The sequence below is a fragment of the Formivibrio sp. oc-25 genome, assembly GCF_055810895.1.
Genome location: NZ_JBVVOL010000002.1, coordinates 120,609 through 143,065, shown reverse-complemented (window position 1 = coordinate 143,065; position 22,457 = coordinate 120,609). Strand labels below are relative to the sequence as shown.

Genomic DNA, 22,457 nt, shown 5'->3' with positions numbered 1-22,457 from the left:
TGGCCATGCAGGTCGCTGCCGAATCAGGCAAAATAGCGGTTTTCCCGAATCACCACGGAAAGTGCCATGAACGGTCTGACTTCGACCAACCTGAAAAGCCTGAAAAAAATCTACGCGGGCAAAGTGCGCGAGCTGTACGAAATCGATGACAAGCGCATGCTGATGATCGCCACTGATCGCTTGTCTGCTTTCGATGTGATCCTGGCAGAACCGATTCCGGACAAGGGCAAAATCCTCACGGCCATTTCAAACTTCTGGTTTGATCGCTTCAAGGATCTGATTCCCAGCCACTTTACCGGCCAGCAAGCGCAGGATGTGGTCAGCGCCGAGGATCTGCCACAGGTGGAAGGTCGCGCCGTGGTGGTCAAGCGCCTCAAGCCGTTGCCGGTCGAGGCCATCGTACGTGGCTATATCGTTGGTTCCGGCTGGAAGGAGTACCAGAAGAACGGCACCATCTGCGGCATTCCATTACCTGGCGGTCTGGTTGAGGCAGACAAGCTGCCCGAACCGATTTTCACCCCGTCCACCAAGGCGGCCATCGGCGATCACGACGAAAACATCTCGTTCGAGCGCTGCAGCGAAATTCTTGGCGCAGAGATGGCCAACAAGGTCCGCGATGCCGCCATCATGCTGTACAAGGCCGCTGCCGAATATGCTGCCACCCGCGGCATCATCATCGCGGATACCAAGTTTGAGTTCGGCCTGGATGAAGACGGTACGCTCTGCCTGATGGACGAAGCCCTGACCCCGGATTCCAGCCGTTTCTGGCCGGCAGACAGTTATGCTCCGGGCAAGAACCCACCTTCGTACGACAAGCAGTTCGTGCGCGACTGGCTTGAATCCACCGGATGGAACAAGACTCCGCCGGCACCCGCGCTGCCGTTGGAAGTCGCGGAAAAAACAGCAGCGAAATATCGCGAAGCGCTCGAGCGCCTGACGCGCTGATCCTACGTTCGCTGCTCATGCAAAAGCTGGCTTTCATGCCGGCTTTTTTTCACGCGCTGGCCCAGCAGTCCATCAACAGATTTGCGGTGTGCAGGTGTTCAGTGTGCGGGCCACATCTCCGATCGCACCACCGTCGAATACTTGCTTGTAGCCTTGCTGTAGCAGCGTATCCTTGGCAATTTCCGAACGGCGGCCCGTACGGCAATACACCAGCACCGGTTGATCCTTGCCCAAGCCCTTGACCGACTTGATACCTTCTCCAATCTGATCAAACGGAATATTGATCGCACCGGCAATATGGCCCGCAGCAAACTCCTGCGGCGTTCGCACATCGATGATGACTGCCGGTTTTACACCCTTGTAGGTCAATTCCTGCGCCATGGAAGTGATACTGACCACAGCCAGAAAAAAAGCCATCCAGAATTTTTTACTCATCACGGCTCTCCTCAGAGCAAGCCTACCAACAGGCGGCTGGCCAGCACGATCAATAACGCGGCAAAAATTTTCTTCAGCACCGGCACCGGCAAGCGATGTGCAGCCGCAGCTCCAACCCTTGCCATCGGGAAGCTGGCCAGCACGATGCCGGCCAGCGCGGGCAGATACACAAAGCCCAATGCACCTGCCGGCAACTCGCGCCCCCAGCCACTGGCTACAAAACCGGTGGCACCAGCCACGGCCAGCGGAAATCCGATCGCTGCCGACGTACCGATCGCCTCACGCACCGGCACATTGCAAAAAGTCATGAACGGCACCGACAGCGATCCGCCACCTATCCCGACCCAGCTCGATATCATGCCGATCACACCACCCGCCAGACCGGTACCCAGCGGACCCGGCACTTCGCGACTGGCTTTGGGTTTCAGATCCAGTAGCATCTGTGCCGCCACAAAATAGGCAAACGCAACAAAAAACCATTTCAAGGCAGTGGATGAGACATAGCCGGCCAGCTGCGCCCCGGCAAAGGTGCCAACGACAATGCCCGGGGCTATTGTTTTGACCAATTGCCAGCGCACCGCACCCATAGAGTGATGCGCACGCAGGCTGGAAATCGCCGTAAAACAAATCACCGCCATCGACGTACCAAGCGCCATATGCTGATGGAATTCAGGCGGCAAAGCCAGTACATGGAAGATATACAGCAGCGCCGGTACGATCACCATGCCACCACCTACGCCAAGCAAACCCGCGAGAAAGCCGGAAACCACCCCGACTATCAGATAGGCCAGCAAGGATCCCAGCAACATTTCACACTCCCTTGATTGGATGCAATCGCCCGCGACAGGTTCAACCGCGCAATAAATCCCATACCAGCTTGCTCAGCAGTATCAGCGCGAGCAACAGGAAAAGGCGGCGCACCCATAGATTGCCGCCCTTGAGCGCCAGCCGCGTGCCAACCTGCGCCCCGGCGATATTGGCCAGCCCCATGGGAATGGCAATGCCGTACAGCACCAGACCGGCCGGCAGAAAAAAGGCCAGCGCAGCCAGATTGGTCGCCAGATTCACGACCTTGGCACAAGCTGAAGCCCGCAGAAAATCGAAATGGAAGAAACGCACAAACAGGAAGATCAGGAAACTGCCGGTACCGGGTCCGAAGAACCCGTCATAGAAGCCGATGCTGGCACCAATCGCCAGACCAGCCCACAGATCCTTGCGGGTCAATGGTCGACCCGCATCAACCTGTCCGAACTGAGGTTTGAACCAGGTATAAACCAGCATGACTGCCAGCAGGATGACGACCAGCGGGCGGATCACATGAACCGGCAGGTAATGCACGGCACGCGCACCGAGGTAGGAACCGCAAAAGGCCGCTGCTGCCGCAAACAGCACCAGACGCCACGGTAGTTCGATGCGCCGTGCATAACGCCAGGTGGCCGAGGCCGTTCCCATGATTGAGGCCAGCTTGTTGGAGCCGAACAAAGCTGCCGGCATTTCGCGCGGCAATACGGCCAGCAAGCCGGGCAACTGGATCAACCCGCCACCACCCACTGCCGCATCGATCAGGCCGGCAGTAAAGGCGATGGGCAACAACAGCCAGAGTTCATGCGACATCAGGCGTGTCTGGCCTCGACTGTGGCGGCAAAGGTATCGATGATGGGTTGCAGGCGTTCATGCTTGAGCTTGAGGGCGGCCTGATTCACCACCAGGCGCGAACTGATCTCGCAGATATGCTCGACAGCAGTCAGATTGTTGGCCTTGAGTGTGCCACCGGTGGAAACCAGATCGACGATGGCATCGGCCAGCCCTACCAAGGGCGCCAGCTCCATCGAACCATACAGCTTGATCAGATCGACGTGCACACCCTTGGAGGCAAAGTGATCGCGCGCGCATTGCGTGTATTTGGTTGCCACGCGCAGGCGAGCGCCCTGCTTCACGGCACCGGCATAATCAAAGCCATTGGGTACGGCCACCATCAGGCGGCACTTGGCAATTTCCAGATCCAGCGGCTGGTAGAGTCCATTGCCGCCGTGCTCCAGCAAGACATCCTTGCCGGCCACCCCCAGATCAGCCGCACCGTATTGCACATAGGTCGGCACATCGGAAGCGCGCACGATAATCAGCCGGACATCCTCGCAATTGGTGCCGATGATCAGCTTGCGTGAAGATTCGGGGTCTTCATTCGGGGTAATCCCGGCCGCCGCCAGCAAGGGCAAGGTTTCTTCAAAAATACGGCCTTTGGAAAGGGCAATGGTAATCATGTCTGTGTGTCTCAGTTGATTCTTTCGATTTGTGCACCGATACCGGCCAGCTTGGTCTCGATATGCTCATAGCCACGGTCGAGATGGTAGATACGGTCGACAATGGTTTCGCCTTCAGCCACCAGCCCGGCAATCACCAGCGAAGCGGATGCGCGCAAATCGGTGGCCATCACTGTGGCACCGGAAAGTTTTTCCACCCCGGTCACCAGTGCACTGTTGCCCTCGACACTGATTTTCGCGCCCATGCGAATCAGCTCCGGCGCATGCATGAAGCGGTTTTCGAAAATGGTTTCAGTGACCAGGCCAGAACCTTCGGCCACGCAGTTCAGCATCATGAACTGAGCCTGCATATCGGTCGGGAAAGCCGGATGCGGCGCCGTACGCACGTTGACCGCCTTGGGGCGACGCGGCATATCGAGCGCAATCCAGTCATCACCGGCCTCGATGATGGCGCCGGTTTCCTGCAGCTTGTCGAGCACGGCATCGAGCAGGCCGGCGCGGGTACGGCGCAGCACGATCTTGCCGCGTGCCGCCGCTGCCGCCACCAGAAAGGTTCCGGTCTCGATCCGGTCGGGCATCACGGCATGCTCGGCGCCATGCAGTTGTGCCACCCCCTCGATGGTGATGGTATCGGTGCCATGGCCGCGAATTTTGGCGCCCATCTTGTTCAGGCATTCAGCCAGATCGATTACTTCCGGTTCGCGTGCCGCGTTTTCGATCGTGGTCACGCCATCGGCCAAAGTGGCCGCCATCATCAAGTTTTCAGTGCCGGTTACCGTGACCATGTCCGTCACGATGCGCGCGCCCTTGAGTTTGCCGCGTGCCTTGACATAACCATGCTCGATCACGATCTCGGCCCCCATCGCCTGCAGGCCCTTGATGTGCTGTTCTACCGGGCGCGCACCAATGGCACAACCGCCGGGCAGGGAAACAGTCGCCTCGCCAAAGCGCGCCAGCGTCGGCCCCAGCACCAGAATCGAGGCGCGCATGGTTTTCACCAGATCATACGGCGCCACCAGATTGTCGACTCCGGCCCCGGTCAGCTCGAACTCGTGCACATTGTCGGTCATCACGCGCATGCCCATGCCTTGCAGCAATTTTTGCGTGGTCAGCACATCCCGCAGTTGCGGCACATTGGTCAAGCGCAGGGTATCTGCCGTCAGCAGGCTCGCGCATAGAATCGGCAGCGCGGCATTTTTGGCGCCGGAAATGGTGATCTCGCCATTCAGTGGCAAACCGCCGGTAATTTTCAGTTTTTCCATGGGGATTGTTTATCCTTTCAACCACCAGATTATGAATGCGACAGCCAGCAGCAGCCAGGGAAGATTGACCAAGGCCTGCCCCAGACGCGAAAAGCTGTCCTGCGGGAGTGGCACCGGTTTTTTGGCTTCTTCCACGATTTGTCGTTGCCGCTCGATCTCGGACAGATCGAAACGTCGCTCCCGTTTCACTGCGCCTCTTCCGGCGTCTGGGTTTTGGTCAGCGAAAGCGCATGCAACTCGCCGGAATCGAGTGCAGCCTTGAGCTTTTCCTTCACCAGGCGGTGGCGCTCAAGCAGCTTCAGACCGGCAAAGGCCGGCGAGACGATACTGGCATAAAAGTGGTGGCCATCGCCCTCCACCTCGACACGCTGGCACGGCAGCGCGGCTTCAATCAGGGATTTGACTTGATCTGGGGTCATGGGGATGCCTAATGTCTTAATTTGTAGCCGGATTTTAGCAAGTGCAGGGTGGCAGCGGCCAGCAGCACGAAGGTTATCCCAACCACCGCCAGGCTTTGCCACGGGCTGACATCACCCACGCCAAAGAATCCATAGCGGAATCCGTCAATCATGTAGAACACGGGGTTGAAACGGGAAAGCATCTGCCAAAAATCCGGCAGGCTGTGGATCGAATAGAAAACGCCGGAAAGAAAAGTCAGCGGCATGATGATGAAGTTCTGGAAACCGGCCAGCTGGTCGAATTTCTCGGCCCAGATGCCGGCGATGATGCCCAGTGCGCCCATCACGCCGCAGCCGAGGAACATGAACACCAGCAGCCACAGCGGGTGCGAAAACGGTGGGATTGCAAAAAACAGGGTCACCACGGTCACGCCCAGCCCTACCACCAGTCCGCGCGCCATCGATGCCAGCAGGTACGCGGCAAAGAATTCCAGATGCGAGAGCGGCGGCAGCAGCAAAAACACGATATTGCCGGTGATTTTCGATTGGATCAGGCTGGATGAGGCATTGGCAAAGCTGTTTTGCAGCATCGACATCATCGCCAGACCAGGGATCAGGAAAGCAGCGTAGCTGACATCCGGATATGGCTGCACATGCTGGCCGATGGCCTGCGCGAAAATCAGCTGGTACAGCAACGCGGTCAACACCGGCGCGGCCACGGTCTGGAACGAAACTTTCCAGAAACGCAGGATTTCTTTCTTGAATAGGGTATAGAAACCGGTCATGGCGGAGTAAACATGTGAAGAAGTGAACAAGTGAACAAGCGCGGGGTCGCACTCGTTCACTTGTTCACGCATTCACCGGGGTTCTTCACTGTTGGTTCATCATATCGACGAAAATTTCTTCGAGATCCGGCTTGGAAATCTCGATATCCTTGATCCCAACCCCTGCGGTACGCAATTCGGCCAGGATGGATTCCAGCTGGTCGCAATCCGAAAGCTTGAGTTCGAATCCGCCGTCACGCTGGCTGGTCACCAGCGGCAACAAGGCAGCCGGCAATTGCCCGCCAGTGCTACGCAGCAACAGCCGGCGCGCACTGCCATGCCCCATCAGGGCATCCTTGTCTTCCAGCGCGATCAGCCGGCCCTGCTTGAGCATGGCGATACGGTTGCACAGCGTTTCGGCTTCTTCGAGATAGTGCGTGGTCAGCACAATGGTATGGCCATCGGCATTCAAGCGGCGGATAAATGCCCACAGCGACTGGCGCAATTCAACATCCACCCCGGCCGTCGGCTCATCGAGCACGATCACCGGCGGACGGTGCACCAGGGCCTGCGCCACCATCACCCGGCGCTTCATGCCACCGGAGAGTTTGCGCATATTGGTATCGGCTTTTTCGGTCAGCCCGATATGGGCCAGGATTTCGTCGATCCAATCGTCATTGTGCTTGATGCCGAAATAACCGGATTGAAAGCGCAGGGTTTCGCGCACGGTAAAAAAAGGATCGAACACCAGTTCCTGCGGGACAATGCCGATCGCGGCACGTGCGGCACGATAATCGTTGACCACGTCATGCCCCATCACGCGTGCACTACCCGAACTGGCCCGGGTAATGCCGCCGAGGATGGATATCAGTGTGGTCTTGCCGGCGCCGTTGGGTCCGAGCAGGGCGAAGAAATCGCCCTGCTCCACGCTGAAACTGACACCATCAAGCGCGGTGAAACTGCCGAAGTGTTTGCAAACGGCATCAAAAACGATTGCGCTCACGGTTGCGGTTCTGCCTGAACCAGTGCCATTTTTTCTTCCTGCACTGATGGTGATGTCACCGCCTCGGCCGCGTCCTGTTTCTGGACATCGGCAGCCATCAGCAACGCATGCGGCGGATTGCCATCATGCACCTTGAACCAACGGCGCTGCAGGTAGGCATCGCGGATATAGGCATATTTGTCGTACTGCTCGGCCAGGGTTTCATCCAACGGCAGCAGTTGTACCCGTGCGTCCACAGCCCGGGTACCGGTGTAGGCAATCGCACCATCCTGGCTAAGCTGGCTGGTCGGCCCGGCTACAACCTGCACGGCCGGGTCAATAATATCCCGAGTCGTATACGGCCCCAGGAAGGGCAACATCAGGTAAGGGCCGGAAGGCACGCCCCAGTACCCAAGCACCTGACCGAAGTCTTCTTCACTCTTCGGAATATCAAAATCGCTCGCCACGTCGATCAGCCCACCAACGCCAGCGGTGGAATTCAGCAATACGCGCTTGAAACTGTTGGTGGCATCGCCACCCTTGCCTTGTAACAGCGCAGCCGGGATAGCGAACAGATCGGCGATATTCCCGAAGAAATTGTGCACACCCCACACCAGAGGCGGCGGAACGATCGTGTTCCAGGTCTTGGCCACCGGGCGCAGCACCACCTTGTCCACGCCATCGTTGAAGGCGTAGATCGGGCGATTGATCGGCTCAAGCGGATCATAGTTGTTATGTGGCGTGGCACAGCCAACAAGCGAGCCCAGTACCAACAAGGACAGTATCAGTCGTTTCATGGCAGGCAGCGATTTCATGAAGGAATCCCGAAAAATAAACGGCTTGCGCCGCAGTTTCATTCACCCAGGGGCAACAATTCCGCCACACCGTATACTGCGATCAGGCTGCGCAAACCATCCGGCACACCCTGTATACGCAGGGGTTGCTGTCTGCTTTGGGCAATACGGCACCATGCCAGCAACAACGCCACCGCACTGGAATCCGCCTCGGTCACCCCGGACAGATCGACCGTGATGGCGGATGCAGACCGCATCGCATCCAGTGCACCGGCATGCGCATTCGCGGTTTCCATGGTCAGCGGACCTTGCGGCCGGATCACTTCGGTCATTTGGCGCTGGCAGCCACGCTGGCACGCGAACCGGCATTGCGCTCGGCCAGTCTACGAATCAGTCCATCGATGCCTTCTTTCTGGATGATGGCATTGAACTGGTTGCGATGATTATTGATAAAGCTGATACCGTCCACAGCGATATCATAGACTTTCCAGCCGTTGTCGCTTTTCTCGAAGCTGAAATCCAGTGCAATCGGCTTTTGGCCCGGCAGGCTGACTTCGCTACGCACATCCATCTCATCGCTGGAATTGCCGGGGCGAGTGCCTTTCACTTCGACACCGGCATTCTTGTAGACAGTGAGCGCTGTAAGATAGGTTCTGACCAGCATGGTACGAAACTCGCGTGCCAGCGCCTGTTGCTGCTCGGGCGTGGCAGAGCGCCAGTGCCGGCCGGCAGCCAGCATGGTCATGCGCTGATAATCGGCCAATGGCGCTACGCGCGCATCCACCAGATCGCGCACCTTGGCCGTATCCTTGTCGTTCTTGCGGATGATTTCAAGGACATCCCGGCTCACGTTGCGCACGATCTGCTCAGGTGATTCACCGCCATTCGCCAGGGTGACACCCGCCACACACGCCAGCATCAGTGCCAGCAACCATTTGATCATCTTCATCGCCTTACTTTCCACTTTCCGTCACGGTATTTTCATCGCCACCTTCAGCCTTGCTGAACAGGAAGCGGCTTATCAACTGCTCCAGCACGATCGCTGAAGACGTGATCTTGAAGGTATCTCCAGCACTGAGCATCTTGCTGTCGGCACCGGGAGTGATGCCGATGTACTGCTCGCCGAGCAGGCCCGAAGTCAGGATCTCGGCCGAACTGTCGCGACTGAACTGGTAACTCGTGCCAATCGCCATGCGGACTTTTGCGACATAACGCTGCGTATCCAGTTCAATGGCCACTACCCGCCCGACCACCACGCCAGCACTCTTGATGGGGGCCCTTACTTTGAGCCCGCCGATATTCTCGAAGTTCGCAATGACTTCGTAACTATGATTTTCCGGCACGGTCGTCTGGCTGCTGACCTTCAGCGCCAGAAACAGCAAAGCCACCGCACCAGCGGCAGCAAACACCCCAACCCAAAAATCGATCATCCCGCGTTTCATCTGTTCATTGTTCCCGTTTGGATGCTCCGGCGATGCCAATCAGGCCCCGCGGAACATGAAAGCCGTCAACACAAAATCCAGCGCCAGCACCACCAGCGCAGAGGTCACCACCGTACGCGTCGTCGCCCCGGAGACACCTTCGGCCGTCGGCGGCGCATCATAGCCTTCGAATACGGCTATCAACGATATCGCCACGCCAAAGAAAATGCTTTTGATCACGCCATTGAGCACATCAAGACGAAAGTCCACCGCATCCTGCATCTGCGACCAGAAACTGCCATCATCCAGCCCGAGCAACTGCACACCAATCAGATAACCACCCAAAATGCCCATTGCGCTGAACATGGCTGCCAGCAAGGGCATGGAAATCACCCCCCCCCAGAAACGGGGCGCCACCACACGGGCAATCGGATTCACCGCCATCAGCTCCATGGCGGCCAGTTGTTCGGTTGCCTTCATCAGGCCGATTTCGGCCGTGATGGCCGAACCTGCCCGGCTGGCAAACAGCAACGCGCCCACCACCGGGCCAAGTTCGCGTACCAGCGACAACGCCACCAACACGCCCAGCGATGACGACGCACCGAAACGCACCAACGTTTCATAACCCTGCAAAGCCAGCACCATGCCGACGAACAGGCCGGATACCACGATGATCAGCACCGACAATACGCCGGCAAACCAGATCTCGCGCATCGTAAGGCTGAAGCGCAAAAACGAAGTGGGCGAATGGCGCAGCAATGCAAGGAAAAAACGGCAGGCAAAGCCCAGCTTGATCAGCCCCTTGCTGAAGGGTGCCCCCAGTCGGGAAAAGAAGCGGAACAAGATCTCAGCCACCTGTCATCTCCAGACCCAGATCCCGCGCATAGGGCGGCGCCGGCTTATGGAAAGGCAGGGGGCCATCGGGCTCGGCATTGATGAATTGGCGTACAAACGGGTGAGTGGATGCACGCACTTCTGCCGGCGTGCCCTGCGCCACGATCACACCTTCCGAGAGGAAATAGATGTAATCGACAATCGCCAGCGATTCCGCCACATCGTGAGTTACCACGATTGATGCGGTATTCAATGCATCATTGAGTTCGCGGATCAGCTTGCCCGTGGTAGCCAGGGAAATCGGATCCAATCCGGTAAAGGGCTCGTCATACAGCATCACGCGCGGATCGAGCGCAATTGCACGCGCCAGTGCAACGCGCCGCGCCATGCCTCCGGACAATTCGGAAGGCATCAGATTGATCACGCCACGCAAACCGACGACCTGCAGCTTCATCAGCACCAGATCGCGGATCATGCTCTCAGACAGGTTGGTTCGCTCACGCAGTGGGAATGCCACATTGTCATACACCGACAAATCGGTAAAGAGCGCGCCGAATTGAAAGAGCATGCCCAGCTTGCGCCGCATGGCGTACAACCGGTCGTCCGAGAGGGTGGCGATATCCTCGCCATCCACCAAAACTGCGCCAGCCCTGGCGCGCACCTGGCCGCCGATCAGTTTGAGCAAGGTCGTCTTGCCCGAACCTGATCCGCCCATGATGGCAACAACTTGGCCGCGTGCAACCGTCAGCGACACGTCCGACAGGACGGGCTGATCTTCGTCATAGGCAAAGCTGACATTGCGAAACTCAACCAAAGGCGCAGGCATCAGGCTACTGGAAAAAATCAGGGAACTGGGCATTTTACAAGCACAGACAGACTGGCAGCCAGTTAATTTGTGGCATTTTGTACGATAAAGATGTGTGCAGAACCACGCTCGACTACAAAAAACGGGCCCCAAAAAGACATGCGACCGCAGATACGGTCACACGGAATAGCCATTTTCAGCAGCAATTTGCGTCACGCTAGATTGGCTGACTGCACGCAATAGTTTCATCACAGTACGGGCAATATACCTGGGCAAAAACACCGGCAAACCGGCAAGTTCTCGCCTCCATCCCCATGTCATCACGCTCGATGGTCTCGTCGCGCTGGATTTCGGCACGCATGGCACAGGCGCACTCCGCACACGACAAGGGCACACCTTGGGACTGCAAGGTTTGCTCCAGCCCGGAATAGGTGTACTCATCAACCCAGTAATCTACGACAACATTGTGGCAATCAGGCGCCATGCTTGCCGCAACACCCGGCAGCGACTTGAGCACATGCACGGCCTGATTCATCTGCTCAATCGAGCTCCCGTCAAGGAAAATGGTACGGTGCTTGAGTTGCTGGATTGAACGTGGCATGGCGAAGATCTCCACAAACGGGTTCTCTCAAAATAGCCATGGGCCATCTGGATTGCCGCTGTTGCATGCCCAAAAAACCGATAACCGGCAAAATAAAATAGCCCGACCGCGCGAGCGGTCAGGCTAGTGATAAATGGGTCTGCGAATGTTTTAAAATCCGGCCAAACCAGCCCCGCCTACTGAAAATATTGCCAGGCAAGACTTCCCTTATTGAGGCCTTATTTTGAGCCGGATGGCGCAGTCCGGCTCATCAGCAACTGCTGCACCTTGAGAATACTGAGCGCCTGCTGCAACTGATAATCCGAACGTGATGCCAGTTCGCGCGGCGCAACCTCGTCAACGCTGCTGCCATTCTGCTTGGTCGGCTTCGACCCGGCAGCAGGCTTGGCATCCGTGCGGCTGGCATCCACCTTACCATTCGGGTTTTCCAGATGCCGCTCCAGATCCGCCTCGCGCAGACGCAGGCCAAAATCCTCGCGACCATTCAGCACGGCTTCTTCAACCTCGACATCCGGCGTAATGCCCTTGGCCTGGATCGAGCGGCCATTCGGTGTGAAATAGCGTGCCGTCGTCAGCTTGACCGCAGTCTTGCTGTCGATTGGCAGCACCGTCTGCACCGAGCCCTTGCCAAAGGTCTGCGTGCCGACCACCAGTGCGCGCTTGTGATCCTGCAAGGCGCCTGCCACGATTTCGGATGCAGAAGCCGAGCCACCATTCACCAGCACCACCAGCGGCACGTTCTTGATTTCCTTCGGAGCGTTCTTGAAATAATCATCGCGATTATCGCGCTGGTAATACTCGCGCGAGGCCGTCAGGCGGATCTTGGCGTCCGGAGTGCGGCCCTCGGTATACACCACCAGGGCACCCTTGGGCAGGAAGGCCGCTGAAACGCCCACCGCGCCATTGAGCAGACCACCCGGATCGTTACGCAGATCCAGCACAATCCCCTTCAGCAGCGATTTATTGTCGCGGTAAAGCGTTTCGATCGCATGGGCCAGGTCTTCCGTCGTGCGTTCCTGGAATTGCGTGATGCGGATATAGCCATAATCCGGCTCTGCCAGCTTGAACTTGACACTCTGCACCTTGATGATGGCTCGCTTGAGCGTGACCACCAGCGGCTTCGACTCGCCCTTGCGGAAAACCGTCAGCACGACATTCGAACCCACTTTGCCGCGCATGCGCGAAACGGCTTCGTTCAGGGTCAGCCCCTGCACCTGGGTTTCATCGATCTTGACGATGAAATCACCGGGCTTGAGGCCGGCACGGTAAGCCGGGGTATCTTCGATGGGCGAGATCACCTTGACAAGGCCATCTTCCATATTGACTTCTATGCCCAGACCGCCAAATTCACCCTGGGTATTGGTTTGCAAATCCTTGAAGTCTTCAGCATCCAGATAGCTTGAATGGGGATCCAGGCCGGACACCATGCCTTTGATCGCTTCGGTAATCAGCTTCTTGTCGTCAACCGGTTCGACATAGGTTTGCTTGATCAAGCCGAATACCGTGGAAAAAGCGCGCAGCTCATCCACCGGCAACGGGGCGTTCGCACCGTCTTTTTCTGCGAAAACATTGTAAGAAATACTGATTGCCACGCCCAGACCGGCGCCAACGCACAGCAGACCAATTTTCTGAAACTTGCTAGCCATGAAGATGCTCGTATCGTGATGCTCAACCGCCGACCCAGCTCATCGGATCAAGCGGCTTGCCGTTTTGTCTGAGCTCAAAGTATACGCCGGATTCCGCCATGCCACCGCTATTGCCGCTGGTAGCAATATTCTCACCCGCCTTGACTGCTTCGCCCGCCTGCTTGAGCAGGCTTTCGTTGGCGCCATAAATACTCAAATAGCCACCGCCATGATCGACAATCATGAGATTGCCAAAACCGCGCAGCCAATCGGCGAAGACCACGCGTCCGCCGGCCACCGCCTTCACCGGCTGCCCCAGCGGGCTGCGGATGAAAACTCCTTTCCAGGTCGCGCCTTCTGCACGCGATGCACCATACCGCCCAACCACTTCCCCGCGTACCGGCAAACGCAATTTGCCTTTCAGGGAATTGAACGGCACCCCGGCATAGGATTCGTCCGGCACAGCGTCATTGACCCGAGGAGCCGTACCAACTGCGGGAGACGCCGGTTTGCCAGAACGCGTAGCCTGCTGTCGCGCCAGCTTTTCCTGCTCGGCTTTCTTGCGCGCCTGCTCCTTCGCCCGCTCAAGCGCCTGCTGGCGAATCAAGGCGTTCAGCCGCTCGACCAGTCCCGTCATGCGTTTTTCATCATCGGCCAGCTTTTGCAGCTGATTACGCTGCGCGCTGATCTGGCTGGAAAGCTTGGCCAGTATTTTTGACTTTTCCTGCCGGTCTTCCAGCAGTTGATTCTTCAGCCGTTGTTTTTCACTCGCAATCCGCTGCAGGATCTCGTTTTTCTGGCGAATCTCGTCCGCAAGCCGATTCAGCTCAAGCAACTGATTTTCCAGTGTATGCGCCAACTCCAGCTGTGCGCGCGAAAGATAACGGTAATAGCTCAGCTCACGACTGAGCTGGTTCGGGTCCTGCTGGTTGAGCAGCAGGCGCCAGGCTTCGATTTGCCCGGCCTTGTAACGATTGCGCAGCAAGCTCGCCAATTGCTCCTGGCTGCGACGAATCTCGGTGCGTGATTTGGCGATATCCTTTTCCAGCGCGGCCAACTCGGTGGCAGTCAGCTGACGCTCCTCGGACAAGCCGGCCAACACCCGGTTCGCCTCGGAAATCGCACGTTCGGAATCTTTTAGGGCATCGGCCGCCTCGGCCTTCTGGCTTTCGTTGGCGGCCAGCCTTTTCTTGAGCTGATCCAGCTGGCTGCGCAGCACTTTCAGTTCTGCCTGCCTGGCTTGGCTTTCCTCGGGCGAAGCCGAAGGAGCGGCTTGTGCACCAAGAGCACAAGCCGCTACCAGCCCTGCAAGCGTTCTGCGCAGTACCACGCTTACTCGAAAGCAATCAGGGAATGGCCAGTCATCTCTGCCGGCTGCGGCAAACCCATCAGGGCCAGCACCGAAGGCGCGATATCCTTCAACGCACCCTCGCCTTGCGCAGCAAGCTTGACCTTGCGCGCACCGACGTAGACGAACGGTACCTGATCAGTCGTATGCTGAGTGTGCGGCTGGTTCGAGTTATGGTCAAACATCAGCTCGCAGTTGCCATGGTCAGCAGTGATCAACACTTCGCCGCCGGCAGCCAGCATGGCCGACACGCACTTGGCCACACATTCGTCGAGCGTTTCCACCGCCTTGACCGCAGCATCGAAGATGCCGGTATGACCCACCATGTCGCCATTGGCAAAATTGCAGAAGATCGCATCGTATTTTTTCGATTCGATTGCTTCGACCACCTTGCTGGCAACTTCCGGTGCAGACATCTCCGGCTGCAGATCGTAGGTCGCCACCTTCGGCGAGGACACGAGAATTCGATCTTCGCCCGGCGCTGGCGTTTCTTCGCCGCCCGAGAAGAAGAAGGTGACGTGCGGATACTTTTCGGTCTCGGCAATACGCAATTGCTTCAGCCCCAGGGAGCCGAGGTATTCACCGATACCGTTCTTGACCTTTTCCTTGGTATAGGCAACCGGGCAGGGATACTGGTCACCATAGCTGGTAGCCGTACAGAAATAGGCCAGCTTGGGCTGACGTGCCTTGAAGCCTTCAAAGGTCGGATCGATCAAAGCGGTAGTGAACTGGCGGCCACGGTCGGCACGGAAATTCATGAATACCACGGCATCGCCATCTTCCATCTTGATCGGCGCGCCAATTACGGTTGCCTTGACGAATTCGTCGTTCTCGTCACGCGCGTAAGCGGCTTTCAGTCCTTCGAGGGCTGTTTCGGCCGAATACAGGCCAACACCGTCCACGACGGCCTGATAGGCTGGCTCCAGACGTTCCCAGCGCTTGTCGCGATCCATAGACCAGTAGCGGCCGGACATGCTGGCAATTTTCGCACCGGTCTTGTCGCATACCGCCTGCAAGCGGGAAAGGTAGATCTCGGCGCTGCGCGGCGGGGTATCGCGACCATCCAGGAAGGCGTGTACAGCAATCTGCTTGGCACCCGCTGCTGCTGCGGCTTCGATCAGTGCGTGGATGTGATTTTCATGGCTGTGCACACCACCATCGGACAGCAAGCCCATGATGTGCAAGGTCTTGTTACCGGCAATGGCAGTATCGATGGCCTGCTTGAGAACGGCATTCTGCCCGATGGTGCCTTCAGCCACATCGACATCAATACGGCTGATATCCTGCAGCACGACACGACCGGCACCGATATTCAGATGGCCCACTTCGGAGTTACCGAACTGGCCTTTAGGCAAGCCGACAAACTTGTCGGATGCATTGATGAGCGTCCACGGATTTTCAGCAAAAATGCGATCCAGATTAGGCTTCTTGGCCGCGGCAATCGCGTTGTCCTTTACTTCGGCACGATAGCCATAGCCATCAAGAATGAGCAGCATAACTGGTTTGACAGGTGTATTCATCGACACTCCCGGTATATCGAGTTGAATGACGCAACACTCGGCTCTATTGACGTTGCGGTCAGAAATTATTCACGGTTACTATTCTATCGCATTAGCGGTGCGGCCTCAGCGCCACACCTGCGATTTCAATCAAACTTCAGGGCAAAACATGCCGGCACACGATGCGGTCTTGGATGACGAACAAATTTCCGATGTCTCAAGAGCCATGAAGGCCATGTCGCACCCCTTGCGCCTGAAAATCCTGTGCGTGCTGGACGAACACGAGGTCAGCGTACAGGACATCGTCGACAAGGTGGGTACCACCCAATCCAATATCTCCCAGCATCTGGCCCTGATGCGCGAAAAAGGCGTATTGCGCACCCGGCGCGATGCCAATCGTGTCTACTATCGCCTGGCCGATATTCGCATGCTGCAGGTCTTGGCCCATGTTCGCGACCTGTTCTCCGGCTTCTGACGCTCTTTTCCGAGCGTATATCGGCCACATATCGATTCCTCAGAACCTGTTCACGACCTGTAGCGAGAAGCCCGTCAGCAGGGTGAAGCGCAGCGCAAAACCGGAATGTACAGGGAGTACATGAGGACGCCCCGAAGGAAGCACCATTTGGGTGTTTTGAGCAGCACATGAGCCCTGATCACGGCTTCGCAGCAAGATCGTGAGCGGGTTCTCAGCGAACACGTTCCAGCAAGGCCACGAAAGTCTCGCGATCTGTTTCCCCCACCATACGCTCAGGCCGCAAAGTACCGTTCTGGTCAAAAAACAGCAGCGCAGGCGGCCCATACAAGCCATAGCGCTTGAGCAGTTCACGCTGGGCTGTTGTGTTTTCGGTGATATCCGCGCGGATCAGGGCGAACCCCGCCAGCTGTTGCTGCACACCCGAATCAGCCAGCACCTTGCGTTCAAACTCGATGCAGCTCACGCACCAATCCGCATAAACATCCAGGAATACCGGCCTGCCACGCGCTGCCAGCAAGGCTTTGTCCAGTTGCACCGCCGTGGATACGGGCTGAAAATCCAGACCCGGCACAGGGGTGCGTGCCAGCCAGAAGGGTCTCGCAACCCAGATTGCCATGCCGAGCAATGCCACGCCAAAGGCAATTCGCACGCTCTGCAGAATCCAGCCTGACAAGCGCGGCAGTGCGGAGGCGCCCGCATAACCGACCAGCAGCAACGGCGCCCCCAGCCCATTGGCCAGTGCATACAATGCCGCACCACCCAGCAACAAATCACCAGTCTGCCCCAGATAAGCCAATGCAGCCACCAGCGGAGGCGCCACGCAGGGGCCGATGATCAGTGCAGAAATCGCCCCCATGACAAACACCGGCAACAGGCGCCCGCCCGGGAAGCGACCAGCCCAGTCATTCAACCGGCTTTGCAGCGCGCCAGGCAATTGCAGGCTGAATACGCCAAACATGGCCAAGGCCATGACGACGAAAAACAGGGAAAATCCGGCGATCACCCAAGGCTGCTGCAAGGTCACCGCCAGATAGGCGCCGCTGGCTGCCGCCAACAAGCCCGCCAGCGTGTACATCAGCGCCATGCCCTGAACATAGGAAAAAGTCAGCACCGCAGCACGCCCACCGGTACATGCACCATGCAACACGATGCCGGACACGATCGGCAGCAGCGGATACATGCATGCCGTAAATGCCAGCCCGATGCCCGCCAGGAAAAACAAACCAAGCGTCGTCATGAAACTGCCGGAAAACAGACGGGGGCGCACCTGAGTCAGTAGTGGCTCATCCGCGGGCATGGCAGCCGGCCCAAACAGCGCCGCCAGGGAAGACGTCTCGACTGCAACGGATTCACCCGGTCGTAGCTTGGCAGTCTGCGGGGGATAGCAGACACCAGAATCGGCGCACCCCTGAAATTTCAGAGTCACGGCCGTATTTTCTGTCAGCGCACGGTCGGCATTCAGCCGAATTGCCACCGTGTGCGAATAGGTCTCCACCCGACCAAAAACCGGATCCTGCTTGATCTGCCCAGGCGGGTATTGCACGTGCAAGGGCAACTCTGGCGCAGCAAAGGCAAAACGGTCGCGGTACAGATAGTAGCCGGGTGCAATGGCGAAACGCGCTTCCAGCGTGCGCTCGTCGATCTGGACCAGGCTGGGACGGAATGCCTGCTCCGGCGCCAGCAGCTCAGGCTGCGCCCACGTCGGCAACACCAAGACGCACCACAGCAGCAAGCAGCGCAGTACCCCTTTCATACCTCGCCCACTTCCTGTGCGATCCAAGCCAGATATGCCGGCAATCCTGCCGCCAGCGGCAGAGCAATGATCTCGGGGATATCGTAGGGATGCTCCGCCTGCAGCCAGGCCTGTACTGCCTCATAACGGCTGGCGGTAGTCTTGATCAGCAAGGGAACTTCTGTCGCAATTTCCATTCTTTCATTCCAGCGATACACCGACTGCACCGGCGCCAAGCGATTGACGCAAGCAGCCAGCCGCGCTTCAATCACCCCTTGCGCCAAGCGATCTGCGCTGGCCTCGTCCGGGCAATTGCACAGAACCACCCATACACTGGAATCTTTCATGCCGTACCTGTTTCTCTTCCTGCTTCTTGGCTACCCACTGGCCGAAATCTATGCGACGTTTCAACTGATTGGAGCCATTGGCGGTCTCATGACGCTGCTGTGGCTGGCGCTGGCATTCGGCCTTGGGATACTCATGCTCAGACATCATAAACTCGCCGTCATGGCCACCCTGTTCAGCGACTTGCGCACGGGTGCCATTACCCCCCGTTCGCTCTTTACCCTGGCGCGCTACTATATCGCGGCCCTGCTGTTCATCATTCCCGGCCCGATCAGCGACGTGGTGGGCATTGTCCTGCTGCTGCCCTGGGGAGGCCAGGGAACACCCCGCCCGCCGCAGGACGACAGCATTCTGGAAGGCGAATACCGCCGGGTTGACCCACACCGGGATGACAAGCTTATCCGCTGAGAAGTTCCTGCGGGCAACGCGCAGATTCACTGATTTCAACGACTTTGCGCCGGGAAGCTTCGCCGGACTTGAGGCACACCTGGCGCAACGGCACCTGGAACCATTCGGCCAATGCCCGCAACAGGCAATCATTGGCCTTGCCATCAACCGGCGGGGCCGCCAGACGTATCTTGAGGCAATCACCATGCAGCCCGGAGACTTCCGTCTTCTTCGCCCCCGGCTGCACATGCAACTGCAGTACCCATACGTTACCTGCTTGGCGATACCAATCCATTGCGGAGCTCGCTCAGTTTCATGGGCAATCAGGCTGCGATCAATACTCGCTGCAGTACCAGCGGCTCAAGTTGTGCCAGGAATACCCCCAACACCAGCTGGATCAGCAGGATCAGGATGAACGGGGTGATGTCCACGCCACCAATCGGCGGAATAAAACGACGCAGCGGGCGCAGAAATGGCATGGTCAACGCGTTGAGCACCGGCATCAGCGGGTTGTAGGGCGATAACCACGACATCAGCGCCTGTCCAATCACCGCGGCAAACAGCAGATACAGCGACATTTTCACCAGTTCCAGAAAACCGGCAATCAGGAGCGCTGCCAGCGAGGCCGGCGACGCCAGGATAAACGGCCACGGCGTCATCATCAGCAGCAAGACGTGCATCAGGAACGCCACCAGCCAGGCCAGAATGAAGCTGGTGCTGTCAAACCGCCCGGCAGCCGGAATCAGGCGCCGTAATGGCAGCACGATCCAGTTGGTCATCGACAGCACGAAATGCGTCAGCGGATGACGGAACGAAACCTTGGAGGCCAGCAGATAGAGACGCGCCAGCAACAGCAGAACGAAGAAATCGGCCAGATTGCGGATCAGAAAGGCCAGTGTCTGGGAAAACATGCGCTGACTCCTTTCAGGGTTCGATATTGCGGCCCAATTCCTCGCCCAACTCTTTCGAGCGAGCCGCCGCTGCCGCTGCTGCCGCAATGATGTTGGCGCGCAGCTGGCTGTTTTCGAATGCGTTGATCGCACGCTCAGTGGTACCGCCTTTGGACGTCACCTTCTGGCGCAGGGTAGCCACGTCATCCGGACTTTCCAGCGCCAGCTTCACCGCTCCGGCAAAGGTCTGGCAGGCAAGCTTCTTTGCGACTTCCGGCGCAAAACCCTGCGCGCGCGCGGCAGCCTGCAGCGCCTCCATGAAGTAGAACACATAGGCCGGCCCGGAGCCTGAAATGGCCGTGATACCATCCATATCGGATTCATCTTCCACCCAGACGAATTCGCCGATGGCGGCCAGCATGCGCTCAGTCAGCTCCCGGTCTGCCTCGGTCACGCCAGAGCCGGCATACACGCCGGACATGCCGGACTGCACCAGTGCCGGGGTATTGGGCATCACCCGGACAACACGCGGATGGCCATCAAGCCAATGCGCCAGGGTATCGGCGCGGATACCGGCGGCAATCGAGATCACCAGCGCATTGCCGATCCGATCCTTCATGGCATCGGCCACGGCATGAAATTGCTGCGGCTTGATCGCGAACACGATCACCTCACTGGCAGGAAAACCCTCTTCCGGGGTCGAGCTGGTCACGCCAAAATCATTCTTGAGATGCTCGCGGCGCGTCACATCCGGTTCAACCACATGCAATTGCGTGTGATCAAAGCCACGCTTGAGCATGCCCCCGATCAGGGCCGTTGCCATATTGCCACCACCGATAAAGGTAATCTTCATATTGCTTGTTCCTTGTTGGAATAATTCCGGGCGCCAAACAGAGCGGTTCCTACACGCACCAGGGTGGCACCGTGCGCCACGGCCAGCTCCAGATCTGCCGACATGCCCATCGACAGTGTATCCAGGGCATGGCCTTGCCGGTTGAGTTCGTCTTTCAGCGTTTGCAGCAAAGCAAACTGCGCTGCCAGCTTTTGCACATCACTGGTTGGTTCCGGGATGGCCATCAATCCGCGCAAGCACAAATGCGGCAATACGCGAACCGCTTCTGCCAGCACCGGCACTTCAGCAGGTTCAAGGCCCGATTTGCTGGCCTCGCCCGATACGTTGACCTGGATGCAGACATTGAGCGGTGGCAGTTGTTCCGGTCGCTGGGCACTGAGACGCTCTGCGATCTTCACCCGATCCAGCGTATGCAACCAATGTGCTCGCTCAGCGACCAGGCGGGTCTTGTTGCTCTGCAACGGACCAATGAAATGCCACACCAGATCGTGACAATCGGCCAGCTCATCACATTTTTGCGCAAACTCCTGCGCATAGTTTTCACCGAAATCCCGCTGCCCCAGCTTATAAAGCTCACGCAGACATGCCGCAGGGTAGGTCTTGCCCACCGCCACCAGCCGAACTTCGCCCAGCTGGCGCCCAGCATGCATTTCTGCCGTTTCAATGCGCTGCAACACGCCTTGCCATGCCGAGAACATCGTTGCCATAATGAATCCGGATTACCTTGTACCCTGCCGCCAAAGGAAAGATTATAGATGGAAATCGCCGAGCTCTTGGCTTTCGCCGTAAAGAACAAAGCCTCCGACTTGCACTTGTCCGCCGGCTTGCCGCCGATGATCCGGGTACATGGCGATGTCCGCCGTATCAACTTGCCGCCAATGGATCACAAGGACGTACACGATATGGTGTACGACATCATGAACGATCATCAGCGCAAGGTGTATGAAGATACGCTGGAGTGCGACTTCTCGTTCGAGATCCCCAATCTGTCGCGTTTCCGGGTTAACGCCTTTGTGCAGCAACGCGGTGCCGGCGCGGTTTTCCGTACCATTCCTTCCAAGGTGTTGACCCTGGAAGAACTGAACGCGCCACGGGTATTCCAGGATATCGCCAAGAATCCGCGCGGCCTGGTGCTGGTGACCGGGCCAACCGGCTCGGGCAAATCCACCACGCTGGCGGCGATGATCAACTTCATCAACGAAAACGATTACGGCCACATTCTCACGGTGGAAGATCCGATCGAATTCGTGCATCAATCCAAGAAATGCCTGATCAACCAGCGTGAAGTCGGCCCGCATACCCTGTCCTTTTCCAACGCCTTGCGCTCGGCACTGCGGGAAGACCCGGATGTGGTACTGGTGGGGGAAATGCGCGATCTGGAAACGATCCGGCTGGCACTTACTGCCGCTGAAACCGGCCACCTGGTCTTTGGCACCCTGCATACCAGCTCTGCCGCCAAGACCATCGACCGCGTGGTCGATGTCTTTCCGGCTGCGGAAAAGGAAATGGTGCGCTCGATGCTGTCCGAATCGTTGCGCGCAGTGATCTCGCAGACTCTGCTGAAGACCAAGGACGGCACCGGACGAGTCGCGGCGCATGAGATCATGATCGGCATTCCCGCAATCCGTAACCTGATCCGGGAAAACAAGATTGCGCAGATGTACTCGGCCATCCAGACCGGGCAGGCTGTCGGCATGCAAACTCTGGACCAGTGCCTGCAAAACCTGGTTCAGCGCAATATCGTTTCGCTCGCCGAGGCGCGCACCCGGGCATCGAACCCGGACAACTTCAAGGGATAAGC

The 22,457-nt window shown here is 57.9% G+C and carries 29 protein-coding genes; 4 read left to right on the top strand and 25 right to left on the bottom strand.

Going from position 1 to position 22,457, the window contains the following annotated elements:
* Positions 1-66: 66 nt before the first annotated feature.
* Complete coding sequence (locus tag AC0KVQ_RS02150) at positions 67-945, top strand: phosphoribosylaminoimidazolesuccinocarboxamide synthase (protein WP_473419460.1); 879 nt, start codon at positions 67-69, stop codon at positions 943-945.
* A 72-nt stretch (positions 946-1,017) separates the two neighbouring features.
* On the opposite strand, the gene AC0KVQ_RS02145 is transcribed toward AC0KVQ_RS02150, so the two are convergent.
* The 19 genes from AC0KVQ_RS02145 to gpmI all read right to left on the bottom strand — a co-directional run bounded on the left by AC0KVQ_RS02145 (position 1,018) and on the right by gpmI (position 15,995).
* The gene (locus tag AC0KVQ_RS02145; RefSeq protein ID WP_473419459.1) at positions 1,018-1,380 is read right to left on the bottom strand and encodes a rhodanese-like domain-containing protein; all 363 of its coding nucleotides are present in this window, start codon (positions 1,378-1,380) and stop codon (positions 1,018-1,020) included.
* Positions 1,381-1,391: 11 nt separating this feature from the next.
* Entirely contained in the window at positions 1,392-2,189 is a 798-nt protein-coding gene (locus AC0KVQ_RS02140) for a sulfite exporter TauE/SafE family protein (protein WP_473419458.1), read from the bottom strand.
* 40 nt (positions 2,190-2,229) lie between these two features.
* Positions 2,230-2,994, bottom strand: coding sequence for a sulfite exporter TauE/SafE family protein (locus tag AC0KVQ_RS02135; protein WP_473419457.1), 765 nt, complete (start codon positions 2,992-2,994; stop codon positions 2,230-2,232).
* Positions 2,994-3,641 carry an ATP phosphoribosyltransferase gene (hisG, locus tag AC0KVQ_RS02130; RefSeq protein WP_473419456.1) on the bottom strand — a complete coding sequence of 216 codons (648 nt, stop codon included), beginning with the start codon at positions 3,639-3,641 and terminating at the stop codon, positions 2,994-2,996. Before hisG ends, AC0KVQ_RS02135 begins: the two co-directional genes overlap by 1 nt.
* Before the next feature lie 11 nt (positions 3,642-3,652).
* Positions 3,653-4,903, bottom strand: coding sequence for a UDP-N-acetylglucosamine 1-carboxyvinyltransferase (gene murA, locus AC0KVQ_RS02125; RefSeq protein ID WP_473419455.1), 1,251 nt, complete (start codon positions 4,901-4,903; stop codon positions 3,653-3,655).
* Between the two features lie 9 nt (positions 4,904-4,912).
* Complete coding sequence (locus AC0KVQ_RS02120; RefSeq protein ID WP_473419454.1) at positions 4,913-5,092, bottom strand: hypothetical protein; 180 nt, start codon at positions 5,090-5,092, stop codon at positions 4,913-4,915.
* Positions 5,089-5,322 (bottom strand): BolA family protein, encoded by a 234-nt coding sequence (locus AC0KVQ_RS02115; RefSeq protein ID WP_473419453.1) that lies wholly within the window; start codon positions 5,320-5,322, stop codon positions 5,089-5,091. The genes AC0KVQ_RS02120 and AC0KVQ_RS02115 overlap by 4 nt, the downstream gene beginning before the upstream one ends.
* A gap of 8 nt (positions 5,323-5,330) precedes the next feature.
* Complete coding sequence (locus tag AC0KVQ_RS02110) at positions 5,331-6,086, bottom strand: ABC transporter permease (protein WP_473419451.1); 756 nt, start codon at positions 6,084-6,086, stop codon at positions 5,331-5,333.
* Between the two features lie 85 nt (positions 6,087-6,171).
* Positions 6,172-7,068, bottom strand: a complete 897-nt coding sequence (locus tag AC0KVQ_RS02105; RefSeq protein ID WP_473419450.1) for an ABC transporter ATP-binding protein — start codon at positions 7,066-7,068, stop codon at positions 6,172-6,174.
* Positions 7,065-7,862 carry an MlaA family lipoprotein gene (locus AC0KVQ_RS02100; RefSeq protein ID WP_473419449.1) on the bottom strand — a complete coding sequence of 266 codons (798 nt, stop codon included), beginning with the start codon at positions 7,860-7,862 and terminating at the stop codon, positions 7,065-7,067. The genes AC0KVQ_RS02105 and AC0KVQ_RS02100 overlap by 4 nt, the downstream gene beginning before the upstream one ends.
* Positions 7,863-7,900: 38 nt before the next feature.
* Entirely contained in the window at positions 7,901-8,173 is a 273-nt protein-coding gene (locus AC0KVQ_RS02095) for an STAS domain-containing protein (RefSeq protein WP_473419448.1), read from the bottom strand.
* Positions 8,170-8,790, bottom strand: coding sequence for an MlaC/ttg2D family ABC transporter substrate-binding protein (locus AC0KVQ_RS02090; protein ID WP_473419447.1), 621 nt, complete (start codon positions 8,788-8,790; stop codon positions 8,170-8,172). The genes AC0KVQ_RS02095 and AC0KVQ_RS02090 overlap by 4 nt, the downstream gene beginning before the upstream one ends.
* Positions 8,791-8,794: 4 nt before the next feature.
* Positions 8,795-9,283, bottom strand: a complete 489-nt coding sequence (gene mlaD / locus AC0KVQ_RS02085; protein ID WP_473419550.1) for an outer membrane lipid asymmetry maintenance protein MlaD — start codon at positions 9,281-9,283, stop codon at positions 8,795-8,797.
* Between the two features lie 39 nt (positions 9,284-9,322).
* Positions 9,323-10,108, bottom strand: a complete 786-nt coding sequence (gene mlaE, locus AC0KVQ_RS02080) for a lipid asymmetry maintenance ABC transporter permease subunit MlaE (protein WP_473419549.1) — start codon at positions 10,106-10,108, stop codon at positions 9,323-9,325.
* Position 10,109: 1 nt separating this feature from the next.
* The gene (locus AC0KVQ_RS02075) at positions 10,110-10,925 is read right to left on the bottom strand and encodes an ABC transporter ATP-binding protein (RefSeq protein ID WP_473419548.1); all 816 of its coding nucleotides are present in this window, start codon (positions 10,923-10,925) and stop codon (positions 10,110-10,112) included.
* A 193-nt stretch (positions 10,926-11,118) separates the two neighbouring features.
* Positions 11,119-11,502 (bottom strand): hypothetical protein, encoded by a 384-nt coding sequence (locus AC0KVQ_RS02070; protein WP_473419446.1) that lies wholly within the window; start codon positions 11,500-11,502, stop codon positions 11,119-11,121.
* A gap of 218 nt (positions 11,503-11,720) precedes the next feature.
* A complete protein-coding gene (locus AC0KVQ_RS02065; RefSeq protein WP_473419445.1) occupies positions 11,721-13,148 on the bottom strand; it encodes a S41 family peptidase in 1,428 nt (475 codons plus the stop codon).
* Between the two features lie 22 nt (positions 13,149-13,170).
* The gene (locus AC0KVQ_RS02060; protein ID WP_473419444.1) at positions 13,171-14,457 is read right to left on the bottom strand and encodes a murein hydrolase activator EnvC family protein; all 1,287 of its coding nucleotides are present in this window, start codon (positions 14,455-14,457) and stop codon (positions 13,171-13,173) included.
* A 2-nt stretch (positions 14,458-14,459) separates the two neighbouring features.
* Positions 14,460-15,995 (bottom strand): 2,3-bisphosphoglycerate-independent phosphoglycerate mutase, encoded by a 1,536-nt coding sequence (gene gpmI / locus AC0KVQ_RS02055; protein WP_473419443.1) that lies wholly within the window; start codon positions 15,993-15,995, stop codon positions 14,460-14,462.
* Positions 15,996-16,164: 169 nt separating this feature from the next.
* On the opposite strand from gpmI, the gene AC0KVQ_RS02050 reads away from it, so the two are divergent.
* Positions 16,165-16,449, top strand: coding sequence for an ArsR/SmtB family transcription factor (locus AC0KVQ_RS02050; RefSeq protein WP_473419442.1), 285 nt, complete (start codon positions 16,165-16,167; stop codon positions 16,447-16,449).
* Positions 16,450-16,660: 211 nt separating this feature from the next.
* On the opposite strand, the gene dsbD is transcribed toward AC0KVQ_RS02050, so the two are convergent.
* Positions 16,661-18,202, bottom strand: coding sequence for a protein-disulfide reductase DsbD (gene dsbD / locus AC0KVQ_RS02045; RefSeq protein ID WP_473419441.1), 1,542 nt, complete (start codon positions 18,200-18,202; stop codon positions 16,661-16,663).
* Entirely contained in the window at positions 18,199-18,528 is a 330-nt protein-coding gene (cutA, locus tag AC0KVQ_RS02040) for a divalent-cation tolerance protein CutA (protein ID WP_473419440.1), read from the bottom strand. Before cutA ends, dsbD begins: the two co-directional genes overlap by 4 nt.
* Here cutA and AC0KVQ_RS02035 point away from each other — a divergent pair.
* On the top strand, positions 18,527-18,934 hold the full coding sequence (locus AC0KVQ_RS02035) for an FxsA family protein (RefSeq protein ID WP_473419439.1): 408 nt from the start codon (positions 18,527-18,529) through the stop codon (positions 18,932-18,934). The genes cutA and AC0KVQ_RS02035 overlap by 2 nt on opposite strands.
* Here AC0KVQ_RS02035 and AC0KVQ_RS02030 read toward each other — a convergent pair.
* Genes AC0KVQ_RS02030 through AC0KVQ_RS02015 form a run of 4 tightly spaced genes read right to left on the bottom strand, consistent with a single transcriptional unit; the run spans position 18,924 to position 21,363 of the window.
* On the bottom strand, positions 18,924-19,208 hold the full coding sequence (locus AC0KVQ_RS02030; RefSeq protein WP_473419438.1) for a DUF167 domain-containing protein: 285 nt from the start codon (positions 19,206-19,208) through the stop codon (positions 18,924-18,926). The two genes, AC0KVQ_RS02035 and AC0KVQ_RS02030, sit on opposite strands and share 11 nt — an antisense overlap.
* A 28-nt stretch (positions 19,209-19,236) precedes the next feature.
* Positions 19,237-19,824, bottom strand: coding sequence for a YggT family protein (locus tag AC0KVQ_RS02025; RefSeq protein ID WP_473419437.1), 588 nt, complete (start codon positions 19,822-19,824; stop codon positions 19,237-19,239).
* A gap of 13 nt (positions 19,825-19,837) precedes the next feature.
* Positions 19,838-20,656 (bottom strand): pyrroline-5-carboxylate reductase, encoded by an 819-nt coding sequence (proC, locus tag AC0KVQ_RS02020; protein ID WP_473419436.1) that lies wholly within the window; start codon positions 20,654-20,656, stop codon positions 19,838-19,840.
* Positions 20,653-21,363 carry a YggS family pyridoxal phosphate-dependent enzyme gene (locus AC0KVQ_RS02015; RefSeq protein ID WP_473419435.1) on the bottom strand — a complete coding sequence of 237 codons (711 nt, stop codon included), beginning with the start codon at positions 21,361-21,363 and terminating at the stop codon, positions 20,653-20,655. Before AC0KVQ_RS02015 ends, proC begins: the two co-directional genes overlap by 4 nt.
* 48 nt (positions 21,364-21,411) lie before the next feature.
* Here AC0KVQ_RS02015 and AC0KVQ_RS02010 point away from each other — a divergent pair, with 48 nt between their 5' ends.
* Positions 21,412-22,455: a type IV pilus twitching motility protein PilT gene (locus tag AC0KVQ_RS02010; protein ID WP_473419434.1), complete on the top strand. Its 1,044-nt coding sequence runs from the start codon at positions 21,412-21,414 to the stop codon at positions 22,453-22,455.
* The last annotated feature ends 2 nt before the right edge of the window (positions 22,456-22,457 follow it).

Bases quoted from the DNA above. Each gene is read 5' to 3' on its own strand.
- AC0KVQ_RS02135 (WP_473419457.1), bottom strand. From the start codon at position 2,994: ATGTCGCATGAACTCTGGCTGTTGTTGCCCATCGCCTTTACTGCCGGC.
- cutA (WP_473419440.1), bottom strand. From the start codon at position 18,528: ATGAAAGATTCCAGTGTATGGGTGGTTCTGTGCAATTGCCCGGACGAG.
- AC0KVQ_RS02150 (WP_473419460.1), top strand. From the start codon at position 67: ATGAACGGTCTGACTTCGACCAACCTGAAAAGCCTGAAAAAAATCTAC.
- hisG (WP_473419456.1), bottom strand. From the start codon at position 3,641: ATGATTACCATTGCCCTTTCCAAAGGCCGTATTTTTGAAGAAACCTTG.
- AC0KVQ_RS02095 (WP_473419448.1), bottom strand. From the start codon at position 8,173: ATGACCGAAGTGATCCGGCCGCAAGGTCCGCTGACCATGGAAACCGCG.
- AC0KVQ_RS02025 (WP_473419437.1), bottom strand. From the start codon at position 19,824: ATGTTTTCCCAGACACTGGCCTTTCTGATCCGCAATCTGGCCGATTTC.
- AC0KVQ_RS02030 (WP_473419438.1), bottom strand. From the start codon at position 19,208: ATGGATTGGTATCGCCAAGCAGGTAACGTATGGGTACTGCAGTTGCAT.
- dsbD (WP_473419441.1), bottom strand. From the start codon at position 18,202: ATGAAAGGGGTACTGCGCTGCTTGCTGCTGTGGTGCGTCTTGGTGTTG.
- AC0KVQ_RS02035 (WP_473419439.1), top strand. From the start codon at position 18,527: ATGCCGTACCTGTTTCTCTTCCTGCTTCTTGGCTACCCACTGGCCGAA.
- proC (WP_473419436.1), bottom strand. From the start codon at position 20,656: ATGAAGATTACCTTTATCGGTGGTGGCAATATGGCAACGGCCCTGATC.
- gpmI (WP_473419443.1), bottom strand. From the start codon at position 15,995: ATGAATACACCTGTCAAACCAGTTATGCTGCTCATTCTTGATGGCTAT.
- AC0KVQ_RS02010 (WP_473419434.1), top strand. From the start codon at position 21,412: ATGGAAATCGCCGAGCTCTTGGCTTTCGCCGTAAAGAACAAAGCCTCC.
- AC0KVQ_RS02140 (WP_473419458.1), bottom strand. From the start codon at position 2,189: ATGTTGCTGGGATCCTTGCTGGCCTATCTGATAGTCGGGGTGGTTTCC.
- murA (WP_473419455.1), bottom strand. From the start codon at position 4,903: ATGGAAAAACTGAAAATTACCGGCGGTTTGCCACTGAATGGCGAGATC.
- AC0KVQ_RS02065 (WP_473419445.1), bottom strand. From the start codon at position 13,148: ATGGCTAGCAAGTTTCAGAAAATTGGTCTGCTGTGCGTTGGCGCCGGT.
- AC0KVQ_RS02100 (WP_473419449.1), bottom strand. From the start codon at position 7,862: ATGAAATCGCTGCCTGCCATGAAACGACTGATACTGTCCTTGTTGGTA.
- AC0KVQ_RS02090 (WP_473419447.1), bottom strand. From the start codon at position 8,790: ATGAAGATGATCAAATGGTTGCTGGCACTGATGCTGGCGTGTGTGGCG.
- AC0KVQ_RS02070 (WP_473419446.1), bottom strand. From the start codon at position 11,502: ATGCCACGTTCAATCCAGCAACTCAAGCACCGTACCATTTTCCTTGAC.
- AC0KVQ_RS02145 (WP_473419459.1), bottom strand. From the start codon at position 1,380: ATGAGTAAAAAATTCTGGATGGCTTTTTTTCTGGCTGTGGTCAGTATC.
- mlaD (WP_473419550.1), bottom strand. From the start codon at position 9,283: ATGAAACGCGGGATGATCGATTTTTGGGTTGGGGTGTTTGCTGCCGCT.
- AC0KVQ_RS02110 (WP_473419451.1), bottom strand. From the start codon at position 6,086: ATGACCGGTTTCTATACCCTATTCAAGAAAGAAATCCTGCGTTTCTGG.
- AC0KVQ_RS02015 (WP_473419435.1), bottom strand. From the start codon at position 21,363: ATGGCAACGATGTTCTCGGCATGGCAAGGCGTGTTGCAGCGCATTGAA.
- AC0KVQ_RS02115 (WP_473419453.1), bottom strand. From the start codon at position 5,322: ATGACCCCAGATCAAGTCAAATCCCTGATTGAAGCCGCGCTGCCGTGC.